We start from the raw sequence: 20,380 nt of genomic DNA, 5'->3' as shown, positions 1-20,380 counted from the left end.
TTTCATTTGAAGCTTAACATTGATTTAGTTCCAAATTTACGAAATCAAAAGAATAATTTCTATATTTAGATTTTATAATTCATATGAAAAATAACAAGCCCATGATTATCTTTGGCGAACCGGTTTTGCCAGGAGAACATAAAACAATCAACGTTGAAATTGCCCGATTACACACGACTACAAAGCTCAATATTCCTATCATTGTACGTCGTTCAAAACTTGATGGCCCGGTGGTTTTATTTTCAGCCGGAATTCACGGCGACGAAATAAATGGAGTTGAAATTGTGCGCCAGATTATTAGCAAAAAAATAAACAGGCCAACAAACGGAACTATTATTTGTATTCCAATTATTAATATTTATGGTTTTGTGAATAAATCCCGCGAGTTTCCTGATGGACGCGATTTAAATCGTGTTTTTCCGGGAAGTAAAAAAGGCTCTTTGGCAAGTCGTTTTGCCTTTCATATCGTGGCCGAAATTTTGCCAATTATAGATTATGCGGTCGATTTTCATGCCGGTGGTGCGAGTAGATTTAATGCGCCACAAATTAGAATCAGCGAAAACAACAAGGAATTAAAACTTTTGGCCGATATTTTTAATGCGCCATTCACGCTTTATTCTAAAAATATTACCGGTTCGTTTAGAAACACATCTGAAAAAGCAAATGTAAAAATGCTGCTTTTTGAAGGAGGAAAATCGCTGGATATTAATAATGTTATTGCAAATGAAGGTGTGATGGGAGTGAAGCGTTTGCTGAATTACCTCGGAATGCTCGATCCAATTCAAATTGTTGAAGAAGCCGAAAGTCCGTCAATTTTTATTAAAAACTCAGTTTGGCTGCGCGCCAAATGTTCCGGTTTACTGCACGATTATAATTTGATTGGAAAGTTTGTGACCAAAGGAACTATTCTGGCCATTATTACAGACCCGTTTGGTAAATTCGAACAAAAGGTAAAAGCGCCACACGAAGGATATGTCATCAACGCCAATCATTCGCCAATTGTTTACGAAGGCGACGCGATTTATCATATTTCTAAAAATAATCCAGACGAAGAAGATGCTGACCAATAAAAAAGAATTACGTTTAGAATATAAAAATCTTCGAAAGGAACTTTCGCCTGACGAAATTGAAGAAAAAAGTCTGGCTATAGCCAATGAATTACTCCAATTGCCTATTTGGGATAAAACCTATTATCATCTTTTTTTGCCAATAGAAGAACAAAAAGAAGTCAATACCGAATATGTTTTGCATTTGCTTTCCGGAAAAGATAAAGAAATCGTGATCTCAAAAAGTGATTTCGAAACCAGAAAAATGTCTCACTTTTTATTGACGGATAATACCAAAATCAAGAAAAACGAATATAATATTCCGGAACCTGTAAATGGTTTGCCAGTTCCGTCAGAAAGTATTGAAGTTGTTTTTGTGCCGCTTTTGGCATTTGATGTTTTTGGAAATCGTATTGGTTACGGAAAAGGTTTTTACGATAAATTTCTGGCAGAATGCAAACCGGAAACCATCAAAATTGGCCTTTCTTTTTTTGAAGCCGTAAATCAAATCGATGATGTCTTTGAATCTGATGTGAAATTGGATTATTGCGTTACGCCTTTAAAAACCTATACTTTTTAATTTTTCACCATATTTTGTAGAGACGCACAGCAGTGCGTCTACATCCAGCATGTCGACAAACATTGCGAAGACGCACTGCTGTGCGCCTCTACGATTTGCTGTGCGCTAAATACGAACTGATTTGGTATAAGTAAATATTTATCTAAATATAAAAATTATTTATATTTTCTTATATCACTTATATGGTTTAAAAAATCAAAAAAACTAAAAATCCCAAACTCCATTGTTATATTGGAATTTGGGATTTTTTTTATTTAATATTTTCAAAAATCTACTTCACTTCTTTAATCGTCAAGGCATCAATCCAGCCTTCTGTTCCGTCTGTTAATTCTATTTTTTTCCATTGGCCTAAAGTTTCCGTAACGTACACTTTTGCACCTTCATGCAATAAGAAAATAGCCGAACCTGCTTTTTGCGGTTCGCTTCTCACTTCACTAACTTCTGAAAAAACAATTGCCGGACGATCATTGTCGTAATGATCTTTTTCAGTTATTCCGGCTGAAACACTTAAAAGTAAAGCAACTAAAAGAACAAACATTCCTATGAAATAAATTCTTTTTGAAACCGTAAGCTGCGAAAAGTAATAACCAATAAAACTTAATAAAAAGGCAAAAGCAATTCCAACAGAAATCATTGCCCAGGTATTATAAGTAAAAATACCGGTAAAGTTTTGAATCAGTTTTGCAAAACCTACTTTTGGAACTTCTTTAATCTCGTCAATCGTTAGTTTTTTGGCGAATTTTAAGTTGTTTAAGGTTTGTGCGTCATTTGGTTTTAAAACCAGAGCTTTCTCATAATTGTAAATAGACGGCGCTACTTTGTTGAGTTTGTAATAAGAATTTGCCAGATTAAAATACAATTCAGCCGACTGTAGTTTGTCTTCCTTAATCACATTTTCATATTCCTGAACGGCTTCCTGATATTGCCCTTTTTGATATAAAGCATTCCCTTTTTCAAAGCCGTTTTGAGCAAAGAAAACCTGAGAGATTAATAAAAAGAGATATAATATATTTTTCATTTTCTAAATATGTAAATTTTCAAAACTTTGCGAACTTAAATCAACGCAATCTAAATCACTTTTCTTAGCGCACTTTGCGGTAAAATCAAACGATTTGCTTTTCTAATTCCGATATAATCAAAACAGCTTTATCATAATCCTGCTGAATCGAAGCGCTCGAAGCCGGAGCATAACGCGCATATTCGCAGTTTTCTGTCAAAGTAATAAAACTCTGGACCGTTTCCGGATTTGCATTTCTTGATAATAACAATTGACGAATGTTGTCTTTGCTCATTTCTGAAGTTTCAATATGCAATTTGGCTTTCAGAAAATTATGCATTGCTTTTTCAAGCGCAATATAAAATGGCTCTTTATTGTTAAGCTGTTTTTTGGCTTCAGATAAATATTTCTTCGCCAGTTTATTGTTCATTTTGATTCTGTTTCCGGTCACATCGCTGTCAATCGCTTCTTTTTTCTTCTTAGCTAAGATGATAATCGGTAAAATCACAAAAGGAAGGAACAATAAAGTATAATATAAATTTGAACCGTAAAAATCATCTTTAGCAATTGAAACTAAAGTTGTTTTTGGTTTTATGTATTTAAATTGCTCCGTTTTCGAGATTACATTTCTAGACGCACTTGCTGTTGCATTTGCTTCTGCCTGCATTGGTCCGTCAAGAACATCAATCATAATTTCCGGTGAATTGATGGTTTTGTAAGAACCTGTATTCAAATCAAAATACGAAAACTGCATCGGTTTAATCGCATATTTCCCTTTGTATTGCGGGATAATAGTATATTTATCTGAAATCTTTCCTGACATTCCGGACAATGTTGTCGTTACTTTCTCGTCATGAACAGGATCGTACATTTCAAGCGCATTTGGCACAACCGGTTTTGGTAAAGTAAATAACTTCATGTTTCCGCTTCCGCTCGCACTTACAAAAAGATCCAGGCTTTCGCCACTTTTCAAAGTAGTTCTTGATGGAGTAACCGTAAAATTGAATTGACCAACTGCTCCACTAAAACCTTCCGGTTTAGTAGCTTCAGGAAGAGGTCTTACATTGATCGTTTTTGCTCCCGCCGAAACAATTTTATTGTCATCAGATAAAATCATTTGGCCAAACATATCGCGGCGATTTGTTGGCAATTGCACACCAATGTCTAATGAAAGTGGTTCAATGGTTAATCGACCTGATTTTTGAGGATATAAGATTGTTTTTTTCAGGATAACAAAATAACAACGCTGTCCCTGATAAGTACCTTCTTCAATTTTTAATTGTTTGATATCGATATTCTGATTCCAGAAATCATTGTATTTTGGTTTTGCCAGTTCTTTAAAACCGGTAACTCCAATATTATTAAAATACAATTTATAAACGGCAGTAATAGGTTCGTTTAAATACGGACTCGTTTTCGAAATTTCAGCAACAAGATTTAAGGTTTCACTTCCGGAACCCTGTGGTCTGTCATTAGGGTCTCTTTCCTCGGCAACCGCATTGGTAACGACAATTTTTATAGGTGCTGTTTTGTAGATTTGCCCATTAAATTCAATAGTCGCCTGTTTAATCGTTACAGTACCTTTTTGAACAGGCTGCAAAATAAAAGAGTATATTTTTTGAAAAGAACTTCGGCCGTTTATCCACGACTGACTTACTTGTTGACTTGGACCCGCAACGATTCTAAAACCATCAAAATTAGGTCTTTCAAAGTTATCTCCATCAACATTCATCATAAAGTCAATACGAATTCTTTCGTTAAGTCCAAGCGTGTTTTTGCTTACTTTGGCTTCAAATTGAACTTGAGCCATAAGCCCTTGAAAAGTGAATAGTAATAGAATTAAATATCTTCTCATTAATGTTTAATCGTTTTTGTGTTTAACCGTTTAATTGGTAAAATATTGTTTAATCGTTTTAGAATAATTCAAATAAACAAATTAACGATTAAACGAATCAACCAAATTTTACCAGTCTTTTTCTGTTTTTCTAGGATTTCCTTTTACTTTTTGAGCATTTACTTTATCCTGAATTTTCTTTTCTTCGTTATTTACAGCATCTAATAAATTCTGAACACGATCTTTTGAGATTCCGCCAGGTTGTGGTTTTGGTTCTCCTTTGTTGTCTGATTTATCATCTTTCTTAGGATCATTTTTACCATCTTTTTTATCCTTGTCTTTATCACCTTTGTCGTCTTTCTTGTCTTTATCTTTATCCTTGTCCTTGTTTTTATCTTTGTCCTTATCTTTATTTTTATCCTTGTCTTTGTCTTTATCTTTATTCTTGTCCTTGTTTTTATCGTTTTTCGGCGGATTCTCTTTTAGTTTTTGTTTGGCGTAAGCATAATTATAACGCGTTTCATCATCTGTAGGATCATTACGCAAAGCCTGTTTGTAAGCTTCAACCGCTTGCGTATAATCTTTCTCTTTCATAAAAACATTTCCTAAATTGTGATAGGCTTTGTGTTTATCAGCGTTTGATTTGGCATTTTTTATTGCTTTGGCATAAGCCAGTTTCGCTTCTGAAGCCTGGTTTTGTCTGTAAATCGTATTTCCTAAATTATAAGAAGCAACACCTCGTTTTGCAAATTTTGATTCCGAAATTCTATAATTTGCTTCAGCATCAACAAATTTATTCTGCTTATATTCTTCATTACCTTCAGGCAACGTTTTGTCCTTTTCCTGAGCCGAAACCGCCAGGGAAACCGTTAGTAAAATATAAAGAAGTAAATTTTTCATTCTAATTTTTTATGTTTTTTTTAGTTTGCCACGAATCCACCAATTATCACTAATTAGATTGTTTTTTATATTTGAATTTCACAAAAGAGAATAATTAAAAATGGCTTCTTTTTCGTGTAAATTCGAGTAATTACGGCGAAACTTATTATTTCTTTTCGTTAAATAAATTCAACTCTTTTATCCAGTTTGTTTTTCTTTCCAAAAGGAAAATGTCTATAAATAATAGCAGGAAACCTAAACCAAGAAACCATTGAAACTGCGACTGAAAATCGGCCATTTGTGTCGCTTCAAACTCTGTTTTCTGAATGTTATTTAAGGCGTTTTTTATGTACTCTAAAACCTCTTTCGTATTTCCGCCATACACATAACCGCCTTTTGTTGCTTTTGCGATGGTTTTTAATCCTTCCTGATTCAGTTTTGTAATAACCGTTTGTCCGTTTTGGTCTTTTTGGTAATTTCTAATAATACCATTTTCCCTTAACGGAATCGTTCCTCCTTTTTCAGTTCCGATACCAATCGTAATGATTTTCATTCCCAGTTTATTGGCTTCTTCTGCTGCAGCTGAAGCTCCTTCAGAATGATCTTCTCCGTCAGAAATCAAAATCAGTAATTTGCTTGTTTTGCTTTTTTCGTCAAAATAAGTCGATGATAATCTGATGGCTTCATCAAGCGAAGTTCCTTGGGACGAAACCATATCAGGAGTCATACTTTGCAGGAACATTTTAGCAACGCTGTAATCAGAGGTAATTGGTAATACAGGAAACGCACTTCCGGCATAAGCCACAATGCCAATTCTGTCGCTTCCCAGATTGTTTATAATTTGCGAAACCAGTTGTTTACTTTTTTCTAAACGACTTGGCGCCACATCCTCAGCAAGCATACTTTTAGAAACGTCGACAGCAAAAACAATGTCAATACCTTCACGTTTTACCGTTTCCATTTTCGTTCCAATCTTCGGATTTACCAAACCGATAATTAAACACGCAAGCGCTAACAGTAAAACAGATAATTTTAATACAGGTTTAAAAACAGAGCTTTCAGGGCTTAGTTTTTTCACCATTTCAATATCACCAAATTCACGTTGTTTTTTTCTTTTCCAATACAAATTGAAAAAGAAAATACATACCACAATTGGCAGTAAGAATAAAAGGTATAAATATTTTTTTTCGTCTAATTCCATTTTTAGTTCTAGTTTTTAGTCAGTTTCCGGTCTCAGTTTTTCAGTATCAGTTTTCAGCTTAAAACTGAGAGAGACTGAAAACTGAGACTAAGAGTTGCGACTAAAATATTATATAAAGCTTCTGTAAACTGTATTTCTTAAACCAACTTCCAGTAATAATAAAAATGCTGCGAGTAGAACAAAAGGTCTGTATTTTTCGTCGTAATCGTAGAATTTTAATTCCTGTATTTCAGTTGTTTCTAATTTATTAATCGATTTATAAATTTCGGCTAATCTGTCATTACTTGTTGCTCTAAAGTAGGTTCCATCTGTTTTGCGGGCAATACTTTTCATTAATCGCTCGTCGATTTCTACTTTTTGCATTTTGAATAAAAATCCACCGTTTGGTGCATAAGCATAAGGGGAAGAAGCCATTCCGTTACTTCCAAGTCCAATTGTGTATACTTTTATGCCGTATTGTTTCGCGATATCAGCAGCAGTTTCCGGTTCAATAAATCCGGCATTGTTTACACCATCTGTCAATAAAATTATAACGCGGCTTTTTGCTTTACTGTCTTTAAGTCGGTTTACGGCAGTTGCTAATCCCATTCCAATTCCTGTACCGTCCTGTAAAAGATTATCGTATTTGATTTCTTTAATAGCTTCCAGAATTATGGGTTTATCGCTTGTTACCGGAGTTTTTGTATAAGCTTCAGAAGCGTATAAAACCAATCCGATTCTGTCATTTGGTCTTTCCTCAACGAAATCTGCTGCTACTCTTTTTAAAGCTTCCATACGGTTTGGCTTTAAATCTTTGGCAAGCATACTTCCGGAAACGTCAATTGCCATTACAATATCAATTCCTTTGGTCGTTTTCGTTTGATTGCTGATATCGACTGTTCTTGGTCGTGCCAATGCAATAATCAAAGAACATAATGCAATAATTCTGAAAACGTACAGACAAGGTTTTAGTTTTGTCCAAAACGACTCGCTGTTTTTAAAGCCCTGAGTTGAACTCATTTTTAACGTAGCCGATTGCTGGTTGCGTTTCCAGAAAAACCATGCAATTGCAATTGGAATTAAAAGAAACAACCAAAAAAAATCCGGATTTAAAAAAGTTATTTTATTCATTAGTTACTAGCTTTTCTAAGTTCAACAGAATTTAAAATTCGGGTTGCAATATCGTTTCCGTAAGTGTCGCCTTCTTCGTGCAAAATCATAATTTGTTGTAATCCCTGATCTTGTTTGAATAATAAAATTTCGTAATATGCTTTTGTGCTCGATTTATCCACCGGATTCAAAATACTCATTGTTCCATATCCTTTTAATCCCTGAACACCTTCGTTTGTTTGAAAATCTTCTTGTTTTACGATGATGTTTTGTCCGCCTTGGGCTTCAATTATTTTTAAAGTACCTTCTAAAGTTTTTCCCAAATCCAGATCTACCGGATTTTTAAATTTACTTGTCGAAACGGTAATATAAAAGTTATCAATCATGCTTCCGTATGTAAAAAGCTGCATTTCCTTAATCAGCGCCATCGTTTCTTTTGGAAGCACTTTTTCGGTATCCATACGTTTTAAAACCTTTGGAGTTTCAATAAGAACGCCCGGATTTCCGTATTCACTTTTTACCCATTCTCCTTCTAATAATTCTTTTGTTGGATGCCCGACGATATTATCTTTTACATAATTGAAACCTTTGGTAACTATGAAAAAAGTTGTAGTTGCAACCAATAAAAACACAACTGTACCAACAGCAATTGCAATACGTTTGTTACGTTTTTTAAGCATTTGAAGTTTAATCTGCTTCTGTCTTTGGGCTTCGTTCAATAATTGATCTTCTTCTTCAGCCGGAACTTCAGTTGGAATTGCATTATCAAGCGTTAAAATAACTTTCTGAATTTTATTTCGATCCTCGCTGATTTCAAAATCAAGCGGTTTCGATTTTGCAAATTTCACTAAATCTGCCTGACGTAAAACACGCTCTAAATTCTCAACGGTTTCAGGAGTTAAAGTCATCTTCTTTTTTGTAGAAGCTAATCTTATTGCCTGAATCAATTCAGAAGTTGTGCTTTCCATTGCCGGAATATGAATTGCTTCTTCAATATAATTTCGGGCAATATCAGTCAATTCACTATAATATTCTTTTATTTCCCCTTTTTGAACCAGTTCTTTTTGCTCCAGATTATTTAATAAACTTGTCGCTTTTTCTATCGGCGTTTTATAAACTTCTTCTTCAATTTTTTTCTGTTGGCGTTTCTTAACAAACCAGTATACAAAAACACCAATTCCGATAATAACCAGTACAATTAAAACGTAAATCCACCAATCACCAAAACCGTTATCAACAGCTGTAATGTCTTTGATGTCATACATTTTTTGCTGTAAAGTGTCTACTTTTACATTGGCAACTTCAACACGAATAGAATCTGATAAAAAAGGTTGTTTATCAATTAAAATTTTAATGCTTGGAATAGTATATTTTCCTGAGTCAAATTGCGTTAAACCATATTTTTTGATCAGTTCATAAGTATCGTTTTTCTTCACCGTATCAATTGGGTACGATTGAATTACTTCAAGCGGACCAATGTTTTTTAGTTTCGGGAAAACAACTTTCGATTTTGAACTCACAACCGTTTTAAGCGTTAACTTAAATTCGGCTCCAATTTTATTTTTTGTAGTATCAATGCTTGTCTCCACTTGTTTTTGCTGGGCAAAAATAGAGGAGGAAAGTAAAAATAAAAATATGTAAAACTTTAATTTCATTTGATTTTGTTTTCAGATTTTAGTCTAAAACGAATGCTTAATTATGGCACGCGAATGACGCGGATTTGCTTCGCCAGTTCGCTAACGCTCGTGTAAGCTGATTTTTTATTTGTGTAATGCAGAAAACATAAATTATTAATTTGAAAAAATCTAAATTCTAAAATCTGCAATCTAAAATTAATTTTATCTTGACTTGAAATATCCTAATAATTTTGTTACGTAATTTTCGTCGACTCTTGTATTTACAACGCCAGCGCCGGATTTACTAAAAATATCTTTGAAATAATTTACTCTTTCCTGATAATGTTTTTCGTAATTCATTCGCACTGTTTTTGAACCCGTGTCAACCAATTGGATTTTCCCGGTTTCAGCATCCAACATACTTACCATTCCTAAATTTGGGATTTTTTCTTCGCGGATATCGTAAACACGAACGCCTGTAATGTCATGTTTTTTGGATGCGATTTTTAAAGTCTGCTCGTAATTTTCAGACATGAAATCTGAAATAACAAAAACGATCGCTTTCTTTTTCTGAGTTCCCGATAAAAACTTTAAAGCAGCTCCAACATCAGTTTTGTTGCTTTTTGGCTCGAATTCAATCAATTCACGAATGATTCTCAAAACATGCGAACGCCCTTTTTTTGGCGGAATATACAATTCAACATTATCCGAAAATAATATCAAACCAATCTTGTCATTATTTTGTGTAGCCGAAAAAGCCATCGTTGCCGCAATTTCGGTGACGATGTCTTTTTTAAACTGACTTTTTGAACCAAAACCTTCAGAACCCGAAATATCAACCATTAACATCATGGTCAATTCGCGTTCTTCTTCAAAAACTTTTACGTGGGCTTCATTATAGCGTGCGGTTACATTCCAGTCGATGTTACGAATATCATCGCCATATTGGTATTGGCGCACTTCGCTAAAAGTCATCCCGCGCCCTTTAAATGAAGAATGATACTCTCCCGAAAAGATATGATTGCTCAGTCTTTTGGTTTTGATTTCTATTTTCCGTACTTTTTTTAAAAGCTCTTTTGTATCCATTTCTTTAGTTTTCAGTCGCAGTTTTCAGTCGCAGTTAATTGTAAAATGTTTACTGTGACTGAAAACTGAAAACTATTTTTAAGGTACTTCAATCTCGTTTACGATTTTGTTGATAATGTCTACAGAAGTAATGTTTTCGGCTTCAGCCTCATACGTTATCCCAACTCTGTGACGTAAAACATCATGTACAACGGCACGAACGTCTTCCGGAATTACATATCCGCGACGTTTGATGAAAGCGTAACATTTTGCCGCATTGGCTAAATTGATACTTCCACGCGGAGATGCTCCAAAACTAATAAGAGGTTTTAGGTCTGCCAATTTGTATTTCTCTGGATAACGGGTAGCAAAGATGATATCTAAGATGTATTTTTCGATTTTTTCGTCCATGTAAACTTCACGAACAGCTTCCTGCGCACGCAAAATTTGTTCTACAGAAACTACTGCATTTACTTTCTCGTAACTTCCTTTTAAGTTTTGACGAATTACAAAACGCTCTTCATCAATTTTTGGATAGTCAATTACAGTTTTTAACATGAAACGGTCAACTTGCGCTTCCGGAAGTTGGTATGTTCCTTCCTGCTCAACAGGGTTTTGGGTAGCAAGTACTAAAAACGGACGATCTAGTTTGAAAGTTGTATCGCCAATCGTAACTTGTTTTTCCTGCATCGCCTCCAAAAGTGCTGATTGTACTTTGGCAGGAGCACGGTTAATCTCATCTGCAAGGACGAAATTAGCAAAAATTGGTCCTTTTTTAATGGAGAATTCGTTTGCTTTAATGTTGTAAATCATCGTTCCGATAACATCGGCAGGTAATAAATCAGGGGTAAACTGGATACGGCTGAAAGAACCTTGCACTGCCTGAGACAACGTGTTTATCGCTAAAGTTTTGGCTAATCCGGGAACACCTTCCAATAAAATATGCCCTTGTCCTAAAAGCCCGATTAATAAACGCTCGACCATATGTTTCTGGCCCACAATAACTTTGTTCATTTCCATTGTAAGAAGGTCTATAAAAGCACTTTCTCTTTCAATTTTTTCATTTATCGCTCTAATGTCTAAAGTCGTTGTATTTTCTTCCATATAAATATTTTTAAAACCTTTTTTAAAACGCTGATTTTTATGTCTAACTTTTGAGAGTGCAAATTGAATATTTTTTGAGAAGTAAGATGTTAAAGAATGGTTAAAACTTCGACCAAAGACCTAATTTTAAGGACGAATTGTGAATCTATTTTTATATTTTTAAGAACTTTGGTCAATATGTTTTATAAAAGCATATTTATTACCAAAAATAACGCAATAAAACCATGAGCAAAACAACATTATCGCCCGTAATTTCGGGCACTATGAATTGGGGAGTATGGGATAAAAACCTTACAACTAAGGAAATGGAAAACATGATACAGATTTGTATCGAAAACAAAATTACCACTTTTGATCACGCCGATATTTACGGATCTTATACCACAGAAGCAGATTTTGGAAAAGCATTTCAGGCAAGTAAGATTGCACGCGAAAAATTACAGTTAATTACGAAGTGCGGGATTCAGATGATAGCTGAAAAACGTCCTGAAAACAAGATCAAACATTATGAATATTCGAAAGAATATATTGTTTGGTCTGCTGAGGAATCTCTGAAGAAATTAAAAACAGATTTTATTGATGTTTTTTTATTGCACAGACCGAGTCCCTTAATGCAGGCGGATGAAATTGCTGAAGCCGTAGAAAAATTAAAATCAGAAGGGAAAATTATAGATTTCGGACTTTCAAATTTCACCAGTTCACAAACCGAATTAATTCGCCAGAAAACAGAAGTAAGTTACAATCAGGTGCAATTTTCGGCTACTCATTATGAAGCGATGACTGACGGAAGTTTAGATTATATGCAAACGCACAAAATTTGTCCATTGTCATGGAATCCGCTTGGAACCGTTTTTAGGGAAGACACGAAACAAACACGTCGTTTGAAAAAGTTGCTTTCAGACTTGGTCAAAAAGTATGGTTTTGGTTCAGATACACTTTTATTGGCCTGGATTTTAAAACATCCTGCCGGAGTTGTGCCAATTGCAGGAACGGTAAATATTGCCAGAATTCAATCGCTGATGAAAGCGGTAGCATTAGAAATGGACAAAGAAGACTGGTTTGCAATCTGGACAGAAAGTATGGGCGACGATGTGCCTTAAGAACAGTTTGCAGTCTCAGTTTTAAGTATTCAACCAAATGTTAATCTAAAAAAATATTTGCCACAGATTACAGAATTAAAATGATTTTTTCAATCTGTGAAAATCTTTTAATCTGTGGCTTAAAAAAATAAAAGTCACGAATGAAAAAAACAATTTTAATTACTGGTGCCACAAGCGGAATTGGAAAAGCAACCGCGCAAATAATGGCAAAAAATAACTATAAAATTATCCTTTGCGGAAGACGTAAAGAACGTTTGGCAGAACTTGAAAAAGAACTTTCGGCTTTTACAGAAGTACATTCTTTATGTTTTGATGTTCGTGATAAAAATGACGTTCTTTCCACTATTAATTCATTGCCGGCAGCATTTTCAGAAATTGACGTTTTAATCAATAATGCAGGAAATGCGCACGGTTTAGATCCGATTCAAACAGGAGATTTAGACGATTGGGATGCGATGATCGATATCAATGTAAAGGGACTTTTGTATGTTTCGAAAGCGGTAATTCCACAAATGACAGCCAGAAATTCCGGACATATTATCAATATTGGTTCAACAGCCGCAAAAGAAGTTTATCCAAACGGAAATGTATATTGCGGAACAAAGCATGCAGTTGACGCGATTACTGCCGGAATGCGAATTGATTTGAATCCGTTTGGCATTCGCGTAGGCGCAATTCATCCCGGAATGGTGGAGACAGAATTTAGCGAAGTCCGCTTTAAAGGTGATGCTGAAAGAGCTTCAAATGTTTACAAAGGTTTTGATCCGTTGCAGGCAGAAGATATTGCAGATATTATTCATTTTGTAGTTTCAAGACCGTATCACGTTAATATTGCCGATTTGATGGTGATGAGTACAGCGCAGGCATCGTCGACAATTGTCAAAAAAAATATTTAAATAGAATTTAATCTAGAGACGCACAGTAGTGCGTCTTTTTTTTTAAATTAGTGAATTAGTGGCAAAAACCTAAAGTATGATCAACAAACGTCTTTTAATCAAAAACTTACTCGCCCATAATGACGAGAGCAGTTTTTATGATAAAAAAAGACAGCTTAATCTGCATACACGCGAAGGAAAAGGAAAATTTCTGAAACACATTTGTGCGCTTTCAAATTCGAATCCAACCAACAATTCTTATATCGTTGTTGGTGTTGAAGATCAGGATAATGAAATTGTAGGCGATGATTTTTTTGACGATAGCCGAATTCAGAATCTCGTAAATGCTTTTTTAGAAAATCCGCCAAAAATCCAGTACGAGAATGTGCCATTTCCGAATCTTCCAAAAGATAAAGTAATCGGATTGGTCACGATTAAACCCAAAAACAAAATATCATATTTCAAAAAAGGAATTCATACTATTTTGGCGAATAGCGTTTTTGTGAGGCGCGGCAGTAATTCGATTCCGGTTGAAGGTCCGGTTGAGAAAAATTATCAGAATACGGAAACTGTTATTGGTATCGAAAATAGTTCCCGAAATAGTATTCAGTATACTTTAGATGGTGTTATTGATTTTATGAATTTCAGGCATAAAGATATGTCGCCAAAATATCATGTTTTTAAAGAATTATTTGTGATTTGCTGGGCGGGAGTTCCTAAAAAATCCAGAGATAAAACCTTTCTTTCCCGTGTTGATATCGAATTAATCAATGAGCAAATTAAACTTTTTTATTCCGCTCAGGATGTTGTTACTATTGTTTTTGACGATGATAGTTTTACGATAACAGAATATGTTCCGTTAGGTTTAAACGACAAAACAAGTTATTATCCTTTAGAAGAACAAATGATTCGGTTTTTTGATAATGGTTATTATAAAATTGACCGTAAAATACTTTTTCAACCTCCGGAATTCAATCGCCCAATGTTATATCATATTTATAATTCGAATATGGCATTGCTTCAAAAACTGCAAAAAGGCTCTGTTTTGTCTGAACGTGAGGAGAAAGATCTGGAAAATCTTCCGTCGACTTTTATGATTTGTTATTTGAATGGTTTTGATGATGCGAAACAAAAACTAATTGATTCAAAATTGCTTTTAAAGCCTTTTCCGCAAGTTTATTTGTCTTTTAAAGAAGCGTTGAGAATTTTGAGGAAGATGAAGTATGATGTTGTTTGAGGAAGGTTCTAAGTTGCTAAGGTTCTAAGTTTTTTTAAAGGCAAAGGCCAAAGCGACAAAGGTTTTTCGTAGAGGCGCACAGCAGTGCGTCTAACGCAAAGGATTTAAGTTTTCCTGAATAGATATATTAAACGTAATTTTCAATAAACACGTTTTCAATTTTTTTTAAGTTATCATTTTCTTCAAAGTGTAAATGTCTCATTTCATTATTGTAGAATTTATCTATGAAGAGTTTGATGATATACATAATTTCGGCTCTATTGTCGCTATTGGTTAAAAGTTCTTTGACTAAATAATTACTTAGTTTTAGTTTTTGATTTTTGTACTGGTTTAACATTAGATCAGAATCAGAATCTTTATGTAAAACAAGCATTTTGTCGACCTTATCTATTTCTTCGATTAAATCTAAAATATGATATAGTTTGTTATCTTTCATTTGATGTAAATTAAAATTTTATTTCCAAAAAGCCTTTTGATAACCTATTTCCTCTAATTCTTCTTGTTTTTGTAAATCGATCCAGCCAATATGCTTTGTCGCTTATATATCTAAAATTATCGACATGATTTTTAGGATAAACTTCAATTATGTAAGCGTCGACACCATAAATAATCTCCGAATTCGGATATTTAAAATTATCTAATTTCGAGCCTAATTTCGAAACAATCGCATAATTTATAAATGTTACTAAATCAATATCTCCCGGATTGTTTTTTTGAGTTACATATGATCCGTTTATCCATTGATGCAACTCGTCTAAATTACATACTTTTTTGAAATCCTCATTATATTTAACATAAGCTTCAAAGATTTCTCTTCTTTTAGTGGAAGGAATTTTTAATACAAATTCATTTTCTAATTCCTGTATTGTAGAAGTGATTTTATTATCGGGCACTAATAGGCCTGAATGGTTAAAGGTTAACATAGGGTAAAATTAAAATTACCACAAATGTAAGAAAAGGATTTCTTTTTGAAAGAAAAATATTTTTAGAGTTTATTTGTATTTCAAATATTTACCAACTTGTTCATACGGAAATAAAATCTCCTTTGGACCATCTGCATAGGAAGCGGCTTCATACGAATTGTAATAGAGAAGCAAACCTTCTTCGGTATAAAAAATGTTTTGGGGCAAATGAAATTTGTCATTTTCAAACATTAAGCCTGTTGCGTTAATATTTGCTTTTGCGGGGATTTTATATTTATTGCGGAATTCTTTTTCGGCGAAAGCCTTAAACTCTTTTTCATTTTTAAAAATCTGATCACAAAAAATAGTTTTTCCCGTTTTGGGGTGAAATAACAAAGATCGATAACCCTGATAACCGTGAGCGCCTCCGGTAAAAGTGTAATGGTCTAATTTTATATTCAAAATTTGTTCAGATTCAAATTCTATATTTCCTTTAATTTTTGCTTCCCAACCAAATGTTTCGCTTGGAAATTTTTTATGCATTTCTTCGTAAGATGCAATAAAAGAGGTTGCTAATTTATTGTAATCATTGAGCTTTAAAGGTTCTTCTCCGAAATAAACAATTTCTTTTATGACTAAAAAAAGTTTTTTATTGATACTGTCAGCAACTACAGGAATATTTTTTGCCACAGGAATTTCGATTATAATTTGTGGACAATCAATTTTACAGGGAATGGTAGATTTTTTTTCAAATGTTTCATTATCAAATGAAAGCCCTTTGTTACAACTAGTGAATAATAGAAACAAAAAGACCAAAAAACTGTACTGTTTCATATCTAAAAGTGTTAATTATATACAAAGGTAAGAAGTTGTGTCAGGATTAAAATAAATTAAACGGTAAATTTGTACTCTAAATTAGATTTTAAAAATCGTAACTATATGAAATTCAATACTAAAGTGATTCATGGCGGTCAGCATCATGATCCAAGTACGGGTGCAGTTATGCCACCGGTATACCAAACTTCAACTTATATTCAAACAAGTCCGGGGCAGCCCTTGGGAGATTATGAATATAGCAGAGCATCAAACCCAACTCGTACAGCATTAGAAAATGCATTGGCAAGTATTGAAAATGGTACTCGCGGATTGGCTTTTTCATCTGGATTAGCAGCGACAGATTGTATTTTGAGATCGTTTAAAGCCGGAGACGAAGTGATCGCAATGGATGATTTATATGGCGGTACTTATAGAATGTTTTCGAGAATTTATAAAGATTCGGGAATTAAGTTTCATTTTGTAGATATGACGGATATTGCAAAACTGAAATCATTAATTAACGAAAATACAAAACTGGTTTGGGTTGAAACGCCAACAAATCCGTTAATGAAATTGGCTGATATTGCAGAAATTGCAAAAATCACAAAAGAACATAAAATTTGGTTTGCTGTAGATAATACTTTTGCGACGCCATATTTGCAAAAACCACTTGACTTAGGTGCTGATATTGTAATGCATTCGGCTACGAAATATTTAGGGGGACATTCTGATGTTATTGCCGGTGCTTTAATTGTAAAAGATGAAGCTTTAGGAGAACAATTGCATTTTCAACAATTTGCAACTGGCGGAACTCTTGGACCAATGGATAGTTTCTTGGTTTTGAGAGGAATAAAAACACTTTCGTTAAGAGTACAAAGACATTGTGAAAACGGAGAAAAAGTGGTGAAATTTTTAAGCAATCATCCAAAAATAAAAACAGTTTATTATCCTGGATTGCCAAATCATCCGTTTCATGAAATTGCCAAAAAACAAATGAAAGCTTTTGGCGGAATGGTTTCTTTTACTTTTGTTTCCGGCAAAAAAGAAGATTCGATTGCCTTTTTAGAAAAGCTGAAAGTTTTTACTTTGGCAGAATCTTTAGGCGGAGTAGAATCTTTGGCCAATCATCCGGCATTAATGACACATGCTTCAATTCCGGCAGATAAAAGAGCAGAAGTTGGTATTACCGACGACTTGGTTCGTTTGAGCGTTGGAATCGAAGACGCAGAAGATTTAATAGCAGATTTAGAACAGGCATTAGCATAAAAATAGAAAACCCCAACTCGAAAGAATTGGGGTTTTTATTTATATTGATTTTTTAATCTTAGAATTCTAAATACATAATATATCCAAGGTTAAACCAAACTTGAGAATCGTTAGATTTATTTTCCTTGTAAATATCTTTGTTTGGATTTAAACCATCAACCCAGTCAGAATTAAATCCCTGATAGCGAATATCAAACATTAAATCGCTCATTGTGGTTAATTTGTAGTGAACTCCAACTCCTGTAACTACAGATAGTACCACTCCGTTTTCGTTAGAAAAACCATGTGCACGTCCGTCAGAAGGAGTAAGGTATTTTGCGAAAGTCGTTTCAGGAAGTCCTAACGGTCCTAATTTTGAAGAAGCTTTTGCAGAATAATAACTCACCTGGAATCCTAAACTTAAATAAGGGCTAAAGCTGCCAACCGAGTTTTCGAAATCGTGAACTTTTATAAAAGAAAATTCTAATTGAGATCCAAGATTTACTAAAGTTGAACTTCCTTTCATCGCTCTTAGATGCTGTACTACTCCTTTTTGTTTTTCTCTTTCAACCCAGGCACCATAATGCTCCAGATTGGTTTTGCTAAACGATAATTCTGATCTAACTTTGAAGTGTTCCGTAAAGAAACTCTCGCGGTTATTATTTGCAGAAAAATTGATAAAGTGAACTAGTCCAACGCCAAAACCTGAGTTTCCAACATTGGTTTCCATATCATGGCGTTCCCCATAATCAGATTGAAAAGATACTGGTCCGAATATTATTCCTACTTCTTGTGCTAAGTCTGACTGGGCAGATACGGTAGAAGTGATCGCAAAAAAGGCGAATAATGTGAGTATTATAGGTTTAAGCATGGTATTTGGGCTTTCAAATCTTGGCAAATATATAAAAAACATGCACGAATCAAAATATTAAATTAACGTATTAAAAAATAAGTAACAAAATACTTAATTTCTTAACTTTAATTATAATGTTTTGAATTAAATAGACGAGTGCTAAATGCTATATTTAGGAATGTTTGAAAAAAATACAATTCACTCTTTAGAATTAAAAAAAATAACATTCGGTCAGCATTTTGTTATATCTTTGTCTGTTAAAACGAAAACGTTTTCTTAAACGTATTTTCTTATTTATTGTGCTTAAATTTAAATATTTACTTGAATAACTTATTTCAAATGGAACAAAAAATTAATGAGTTTATGGCTCTTGTTGAGTCAAAAAATCCAAACGAGCCAGAATTTCTTCAAGCCGTTAGAGAATTTGCAGAAACGGTTATTCCATTTATTGCAGAGCGAAAAAAATACGACGGAAAAAACTTACTTCTTAGAATAGCAGAGCCAGAACGTTCTATAATTTTTAGAGTTCCATGGGTAGATGACAAAGGAGAAATAATTGTAAACAGAGGTTTTAGAATTCAAATGAACTCTGCCATAGGACCTTACAAGGGTGGAATTAGATTTCACCACACTGTAAACTTGTCTGTTTTAAAATTTCTTGCTTTCGAACAAGTTTTTAAAAATAGTTTGACAACACTTCCAATGGGTGGTGGAAAAGGAGGTTCTGATTTTGATCCTGAAGGAAAATCTGATGGAGAAATCATGCGTTTCTGTCAATCATTTATGACGGAATTATGCCGTCATATTGGTCCTGATTTAGATGTACCTGCGGGAGATATTGGTGTTGGTGCTAGAGAAATTGGATATTTATTTGGTCAGTATAAAAGAATCAGAAATGAATTTACAGGTGTTTTAACCGGTAAAGGATTGGCTTATGGTGGTTCATTAATACGTCCTGAGGCTACAGGATACGGAGTTGTTTATTTTACAGATCAAATGCTGCAGACTATCGGGCATGATATCAAAGGTAAAAGAGTAGCAATTTCAGGATTTGGAAATGTGGCTTGGGGAGTTGCCTTAAAAATAAATGAATTAGGCGGAAAAGTAGTTACTATTTCTGGTCCTGACGGTTACATTTATGATGAGGAAGGAATCTCGGGAGAAAAAATTGAACACATGGTAGAAATGAGAGCAACTGGTGATAACAGAGCTGAAGTTTATACTAATAAATATCCAAATGCTGTTTTCCATAAAGGAAAAAGTCCTTGGGAAGTAAAAGTAGATATTGCTATTCCGTGTGCAACTCAAAATGAATTGACAGGAGAAGATGCTAAAAAATTAATTGATAATGGTGTTTTATGTGTAACTGAAGCTGCAAATATGCCTTCTACATTAGATGCTATTAAATTATTTTTGGATAATAAAGTTTTATTCGCACCAGGAAAAGCGGCAAATGCCGGAGGTGTTGCTGCATCTGGTCTTGAAATGACACAAAACTCAATTCGTTTAAACTGGACAAGCGAAGAAGTAGATTTGAGATTAAAAGATATTATGGTTGGTATTCATAACCAATGTAAAAAATATGGTATGGGCGAAGATGGTTATGTAAACTACGTAAAAGGAGCAAACATTGCCGGATTTGTTAAAGTTGCCGATGCTATGCTTGCACAAGGTGTAGTATAATTTCAATAAAAATTTTAAAAAGCCTTCATTTATCGTAAAGAGAAATGGAGGCTTTTTTTTGCCACAAATTCACGAATAATTTATTCATCTGATTTAAAAAAGTTTCAAGTTTTTTTAGTTTCAGGTTTCCGAAACTGAAACGACAAACTATATTAAGAAAAATTAATTCGTGAATTCGTGGCTAATCGCTGTTAAAAGAAAATTAGAAGAGTTTTATTTTGTTATGATGAAAAGCTTAATTTTTCTTAATCTCTTAAT

The 20,380-nt window shown here is 34.0% G+C and carries 19 protein-coding genes; 7 read left to right on the top strand and 12 right to left on the bottom strand.

Annotated features, from left to right (window positions below):
* Positions 1-83 precede the first annotated feature (83 nt).
* Both AC3QL1_RS03805 and AC3QL1_RS03800 read left to right on the top strand, forming a co-directional pair.
* Complete coding sequence (locus tag AC3QL1_RS03805; RefSeq protein WP_492495246.1) at positions 84-1,070, top strand: succinylglutamate desuccinylase/aspartoacylase family protein; 987 nt, start codon at positions 84-86, stop codon at positions 1,068-1,070.
* Entirely contained in the window at positions 1,057-1,626 is a 570-nt protein-coding gene (locus tag AC3QL1_RS03800; protein WP_492495244.1) for a 5-formyltetrahydrofolate cyclo-ligase, read from the top strand. Before AC3QL1_RS03805 ends, AC3QL1_RS03800 begins: the two co-directional genes overlap by 14 nt.
* Before the next feature lie 271 nt (positions 1,627-1,897).
* Here the strand turns inward: AC3QL1_RS03800 and AC3QL1_RS03795 are convergent, their stop codons facing one another.
* The 8 genes from AC3QL1_RS03795 to AC3QL1_RS03760 all read right to left on the bottom strand — a co-directional run bounded on the left by AC3QL1_RS03795 (position 1,898) and on the right by AC3QL1_RS03760 (position 11,411).
* Positions 1,898-2,644 (bottom strand): tetratricopeptide repeat protein, encoded by a 747-nt coding sequence (locus AC3QL1_RS03795; protein ID WP_492495242.1) that lies wholly within the window; start codon positions 2,642-2,644, stop codon positions 1,898-1,900.
* A gap of 85 nt (positions 2,645-2,729) precedes the next feature.
* The gene (locus AC3QL1_RS03790) at positions 2,730-4,478 is read right to left on the bottom strand and encodes a BatD family protein (RefSeq protein WP_492495240.1); all 1,749 of its coding nucleotides are present in this window, start codon (positions 4,476-4,478) and stop codon (positions 2,730-2,732) included.
* A 108-nt stretch (positions 4,479-4,586) separates the two neighbouring features.
* On the bottom strand, positions 4,587-5,357 hold the full coding sequence (locus AC3QL1_RS03785) for a tetratricopeptide repeat protein (protein WP_492495238.1): 771 nt from the start codon (positions 5,355-5,357) through the stop codon (positions 4,587-4,589).
* A gap of 145 nt (positions 5,358-5,502) precedes the next feature.
* Complete coding sequence (locus AC3QL1_RS03780; RefSeq protein ID WP_492495235.1) at positions 5,503-6,537, bottom strand: VWA domain-containing protein; 1,035 nt, start codon at positions 6,535-6,537, stop codon at positions 5,503-5,505.
* Positions 6,538-6,645: 108 nt separating this feature from the next.
* Positions 6,646-7,647 (bottom strand): vWA domain-containing protein, encoded by a 1,002-nt coding sequence (locus tag AC3QL1_RS03775; protein WP_492495233.1) that lies wholly within the window; start codon positions 7,645-7,647, stop codon positions 6,646-6,648.
* The gene (locus tag AC3QL1_RS03770) at positions 7,647-9,281 is read right to left on the bottom strand and encodes a hypothetical protein (RefSeq protein ID WP_492495231.1); all 1,635 of its coding nucleotides are present in this window, start codon (positions 9,279-9,281) and stop codon (positions 7,647-7,649) included. The genes AC3QL1_RS03775 and AC3QL1_RS03770 overlap by 1 nt, the downstream gene beginning before the upstream one ends.
* A 183-nt stretch (positions 9,282-9,464) precedes the next feature.
* Positions 9,465-10,328, bottom strand: a complete 864-nt coding sequence (locus AC3QL1_RS03765; protein WP_492495229.1) for a DUF58 domain-containing protein — start codon at positions 10,326-10,328, stop codon at positions 9,465-9,467.
* 78 nt (positions 10,329-10,406) lie between these two features.
* Positions 10,407-11,411: an AAA family ATPase gene (locus AC3QL1_RS03760; RefSeq protein WP_053473368.1), complete on the bottom strand. Its 1,005-nt coding sequence runs from the start codon at positions 11,409-11,411 to the stop codon at positions 10,407-10,409.
* 224 nt (positions 11,412-11,635) lie between these two features.
* Here AC3QL1_RS03760 and AC3QL1_RS03755 point away from each other — a divergent pair, with 224 nt between their 5' ends.
* The 3 genes from AC3QL1_RS03755 to AC3QL1_RS03745 all read left to right on the top strand — a co-directional run bounded on the left by AC3QL1_RS03755 (position 11,636) and on the right by AC3QL1_RS03745 (position 14,623).
* Positions 11,636-12,511 carry an aldo/keto reductase gene (locus AC3QL1_RS03755; protein ID WP_492495227.1) on the top strand — a complete coding sequence of 292 codons (876 nt, stop codon included), beginning with the start codon at positions 11,636-11,638 and terminating at the stop codon, positions 12,509-12,511.
* 140 nt (positions 12,512-12,651) lie between these two features.
* Positions 12,652-13,407, top strand: a complete 756-nt coding sequence (locus AC3QL1_RS03750; RefSeq protein ID WP_492495225.1) for an SDR family NAD(P)-dependent oxidoreductase — start codon at positions 12,652-12,654, stop codon at positions 13,405-13,407.
* Positions 13,408-13,483: 76 nt separating this feature from the next.
* Positions 13,484-14,623, top strand: a complete 1,140-nt coding sequence (locus AC3QL1_RS03745) for an ATP-binding protein (RefSeq protein WP_492495223.1) — start codon at positions 13,484-13,486, stop codon at positions 14,621-14,623.
* A gap of 127 nt (positions 14,624-14,750) precedes the next feature.
* On the opposite strand, the gene AC3QL1_RS03740 is transcribed toward AC3QL1_RS03745, so the two are convergent.
* The 3 genes from AC3QL1_RS03740 to AC3QL1_RS03730 form a co-directional block, all read right to left on the bottom strand.
* On the bottom strand, positions 14,751-15,059 hold the full coding sequence (locus AC3QL1_RS03740) for a hypothetical protein (RefSeq protein WP_492495221.1): 309 nt from the start codon (positions 15,057-15,059) through the stop codon (positions 14,751-14,753).
* Positions 15,060-15,069: 10 nt separating this feature from the next.
* A complete protein-coding gene (locus AC3QL1_RS03735; RefSeq protein WP_492495219.1) occupies positions 15,070-15,546 on the bottom strand; it encodes a DUF6932 family protein in 477 nt (158 codons plus the stop codon).
* A gap of 69 nt (positions 15,547-15,615) precedes the next feature.
* Positions 15,616-16,359, bottom strand: a complete 744-nt coding sequence (locus AC3QL1_RS03730) for a DUF3298 and DUF4163 domain-containing protein (RefSeq protein ID WP_492495217.1) — start codon at positions 16,357-16,359, stop codon at positions 15,616-15,618.
* Positions 16,360-16,464: 105 nt separating this feature from the next.
* On the opposite strand from AC3QL1_RS03730, the gene AC3QL1_RS03725 reads away from it, so the two are divergent.
* Complete coding sequence (locus AC3QL1_RS03725) at positions 16,465-17,607, top strand: cystathionine gamma-synthase (protein WP_492495215.1); 1,143 nt, start codon at positions 16,465-16,467, stop codon at positions 17,605-17,607.
* Between the two features lie 58 nt (positions 17,608-17,665).
* Here the strand turns inward: AC3QL1_RS03725 and AC3QL1_RS03720 are convergent, their stop codons facing one another.
* The gene (locus AC3QL1_RS03720; protein ID WP_492495213.1) at positions 17,666-18,457 is read right to left on the bottom strand and encodes a THC0290_0291 family protein; all 792 of its coding nucleotides are present in this window, start codon (positions 18,455-18,457) and stop codon (positions 17,666-17,668) included.
* 321 nt (positions 18,458-18,778) lie between these two features.
* On the opposite strand from AC3QL1_RS03720, the gene gdhA reads away from it, so the two are divergent.
* Positions 18,779-20,122 carry an NADP-specific glutamate dehydrogenase gene (gdhA, locus tag AC3QL1_RS03715; protein WP_492495212.1) on the top strand — a complete coding sequence of 448 codons (1,344 nt, stop codon included), beginning with the start codon at positions 18,779-18,781 and terminating at the stop codon, positions 20,120-20,122.
* Positions 20,123-20,380: the final 258 nt, after the last annotated feature.

This window comes from Flavobacterium sp. GW823-FHT04A11, assembly GCF_058796535.1.
The sequence above is the reverse complement of the archived record's forward strand: the minus strand, read 5'-3'. Positions and strand labels throughout refer to the sequence as shown.

Bases quoted from the DNA above. Each gene is read 5' to 3' on its own strand.
- AC3QL1_RS03805 (WP_492495246.1), top strand. From the start codon at position 84: ATGAAAAATAACAAGCCCATGATTATCTTTGGCGAACCGGTTTTGCCA.
- AC3QL1_RS03800 (WP_492495244.1), top strand. From the start codon at position 1,057: ATGCTGACCAATAAAAAAGAATTACGTTTAGAATATAAAAATCTTCGA.
- AC3QL1_RS03795 (WP_492495242.1), bottom strand. From the start codon at position 2,644: ATGAAAAATATATTATATCTCTTTTTATTAATCTCTCAGGTTTTCTTT.
- AC3QL1_RS03790 (WP_492495240.1), bottom strand. From the start codon at position 4,478: ATGAGAAGATATTTAATTCTATTACTATTCACTTTTCAAGGGCTTATG.
- AC3QL1_RS03785 (WP_492495238.1), bottom strand. From the start codon at position 5,357: ATGAAAAATTTACTTCTTTATATTTTACTAACGGTTTCCCTGGCGGTT.
- AC3QL1_RS03780 (WP_492495235.1), bottom strand. From the start codon at position 6,537: ATGGAATTAGACGAAAAAAAATATTTATACCTTTTATTCTTACTGCCA.
- AC3QL1_RS03775 (WP_492495233.1), bottom strand. From the start codon at position 7,647: ATGAATAAAATAACTTTTTTAAATCCGGATTTTTTTTGGTTGTTTCTT.
- AC3QL1_RS03770 (WP_492495231.1), bottom strand. From the start codon at position 9,281: ATGAAATTAAAGTTTTACATATTTTTATTTTTACTTTCCTCCTCTATT.
- AC3QL1_RS03765 (WP_492495229.1), bottom strand. From the start codon at position 10,328: ATGGATACAAAAGAGCTTTTAAAAAAAGTACGGAAAATAGAAATCAAA.
- AC3QL1_RS03760 (WP_053473368.1), bottom strand. From the start codon at position 11,411: ATGGAAGAAAATACAACGACTTTAGACATTAGAGCGATAAATGAAAAA.
- AC3QL1_RS03755 (WP_492495227.1), top strand. From the start codon at position 11,636: ATGAGCAAAACAACATTATCGCCCGTAATTTCGGGCACTATGAATTGG.
- AC3QL1_RS03750 (WP_492495225.1), top strand. From the start codon at position 12,652: ATGAAAAAAACAATTTTAATTACTGGTGCCACAAGCGGAATTGGAAAA.
- AC3QL1_RS03745 (WP_492495223.1), top strand. From the start codon at position 13,484: ATGATCAACAAACGTCTTTTAATCAAAAACTTACTCGCCCATAATGAC.
- AC3QL1_RS03740 (WP_492495221.1), bottom strand. From the start codon at position 15,059: ATGAAAGATAACAAACTATATCATATTTTAGATTTAATCGAAGAAATA.
- AC3QL1_RS03735 (WP_492495219.1), bottom strand. From the start codon at position 15,546: ATGTTAACCTTTAACCATTCAGGCCTATTAGTGCCCGATAATAAAATC.
- AC3QL1_RS03730 (WP_492495217.1), bottom strand. From the start codon at position 16,359: ATGAAACAGTACAGTTTTTTGGTCTTTTTGTTTCTATTATTCACTAGT.
- AC3QL1_RS03725 (WP_492495215.1), top strand. From the start codon at position 16,465: ATGAAATTCAATACTAAAGTGATTCATGGCGGTCAGCATCATGATCCA.
- AC3QL1_RS03720 (WP_492495213.1), bottom strand. From the start codon at position 18,457: ATGCTTAAACCTATAATACTCACATTATTCGCCTTTTTTGCGATCACT.
- gdhA (WP_492495212.1), top strand. From the start codon at position 18,779: ATGGAACAAAAAATTAATGAGTTTATGGCTCTTGTTGAGTCAAAAAAT.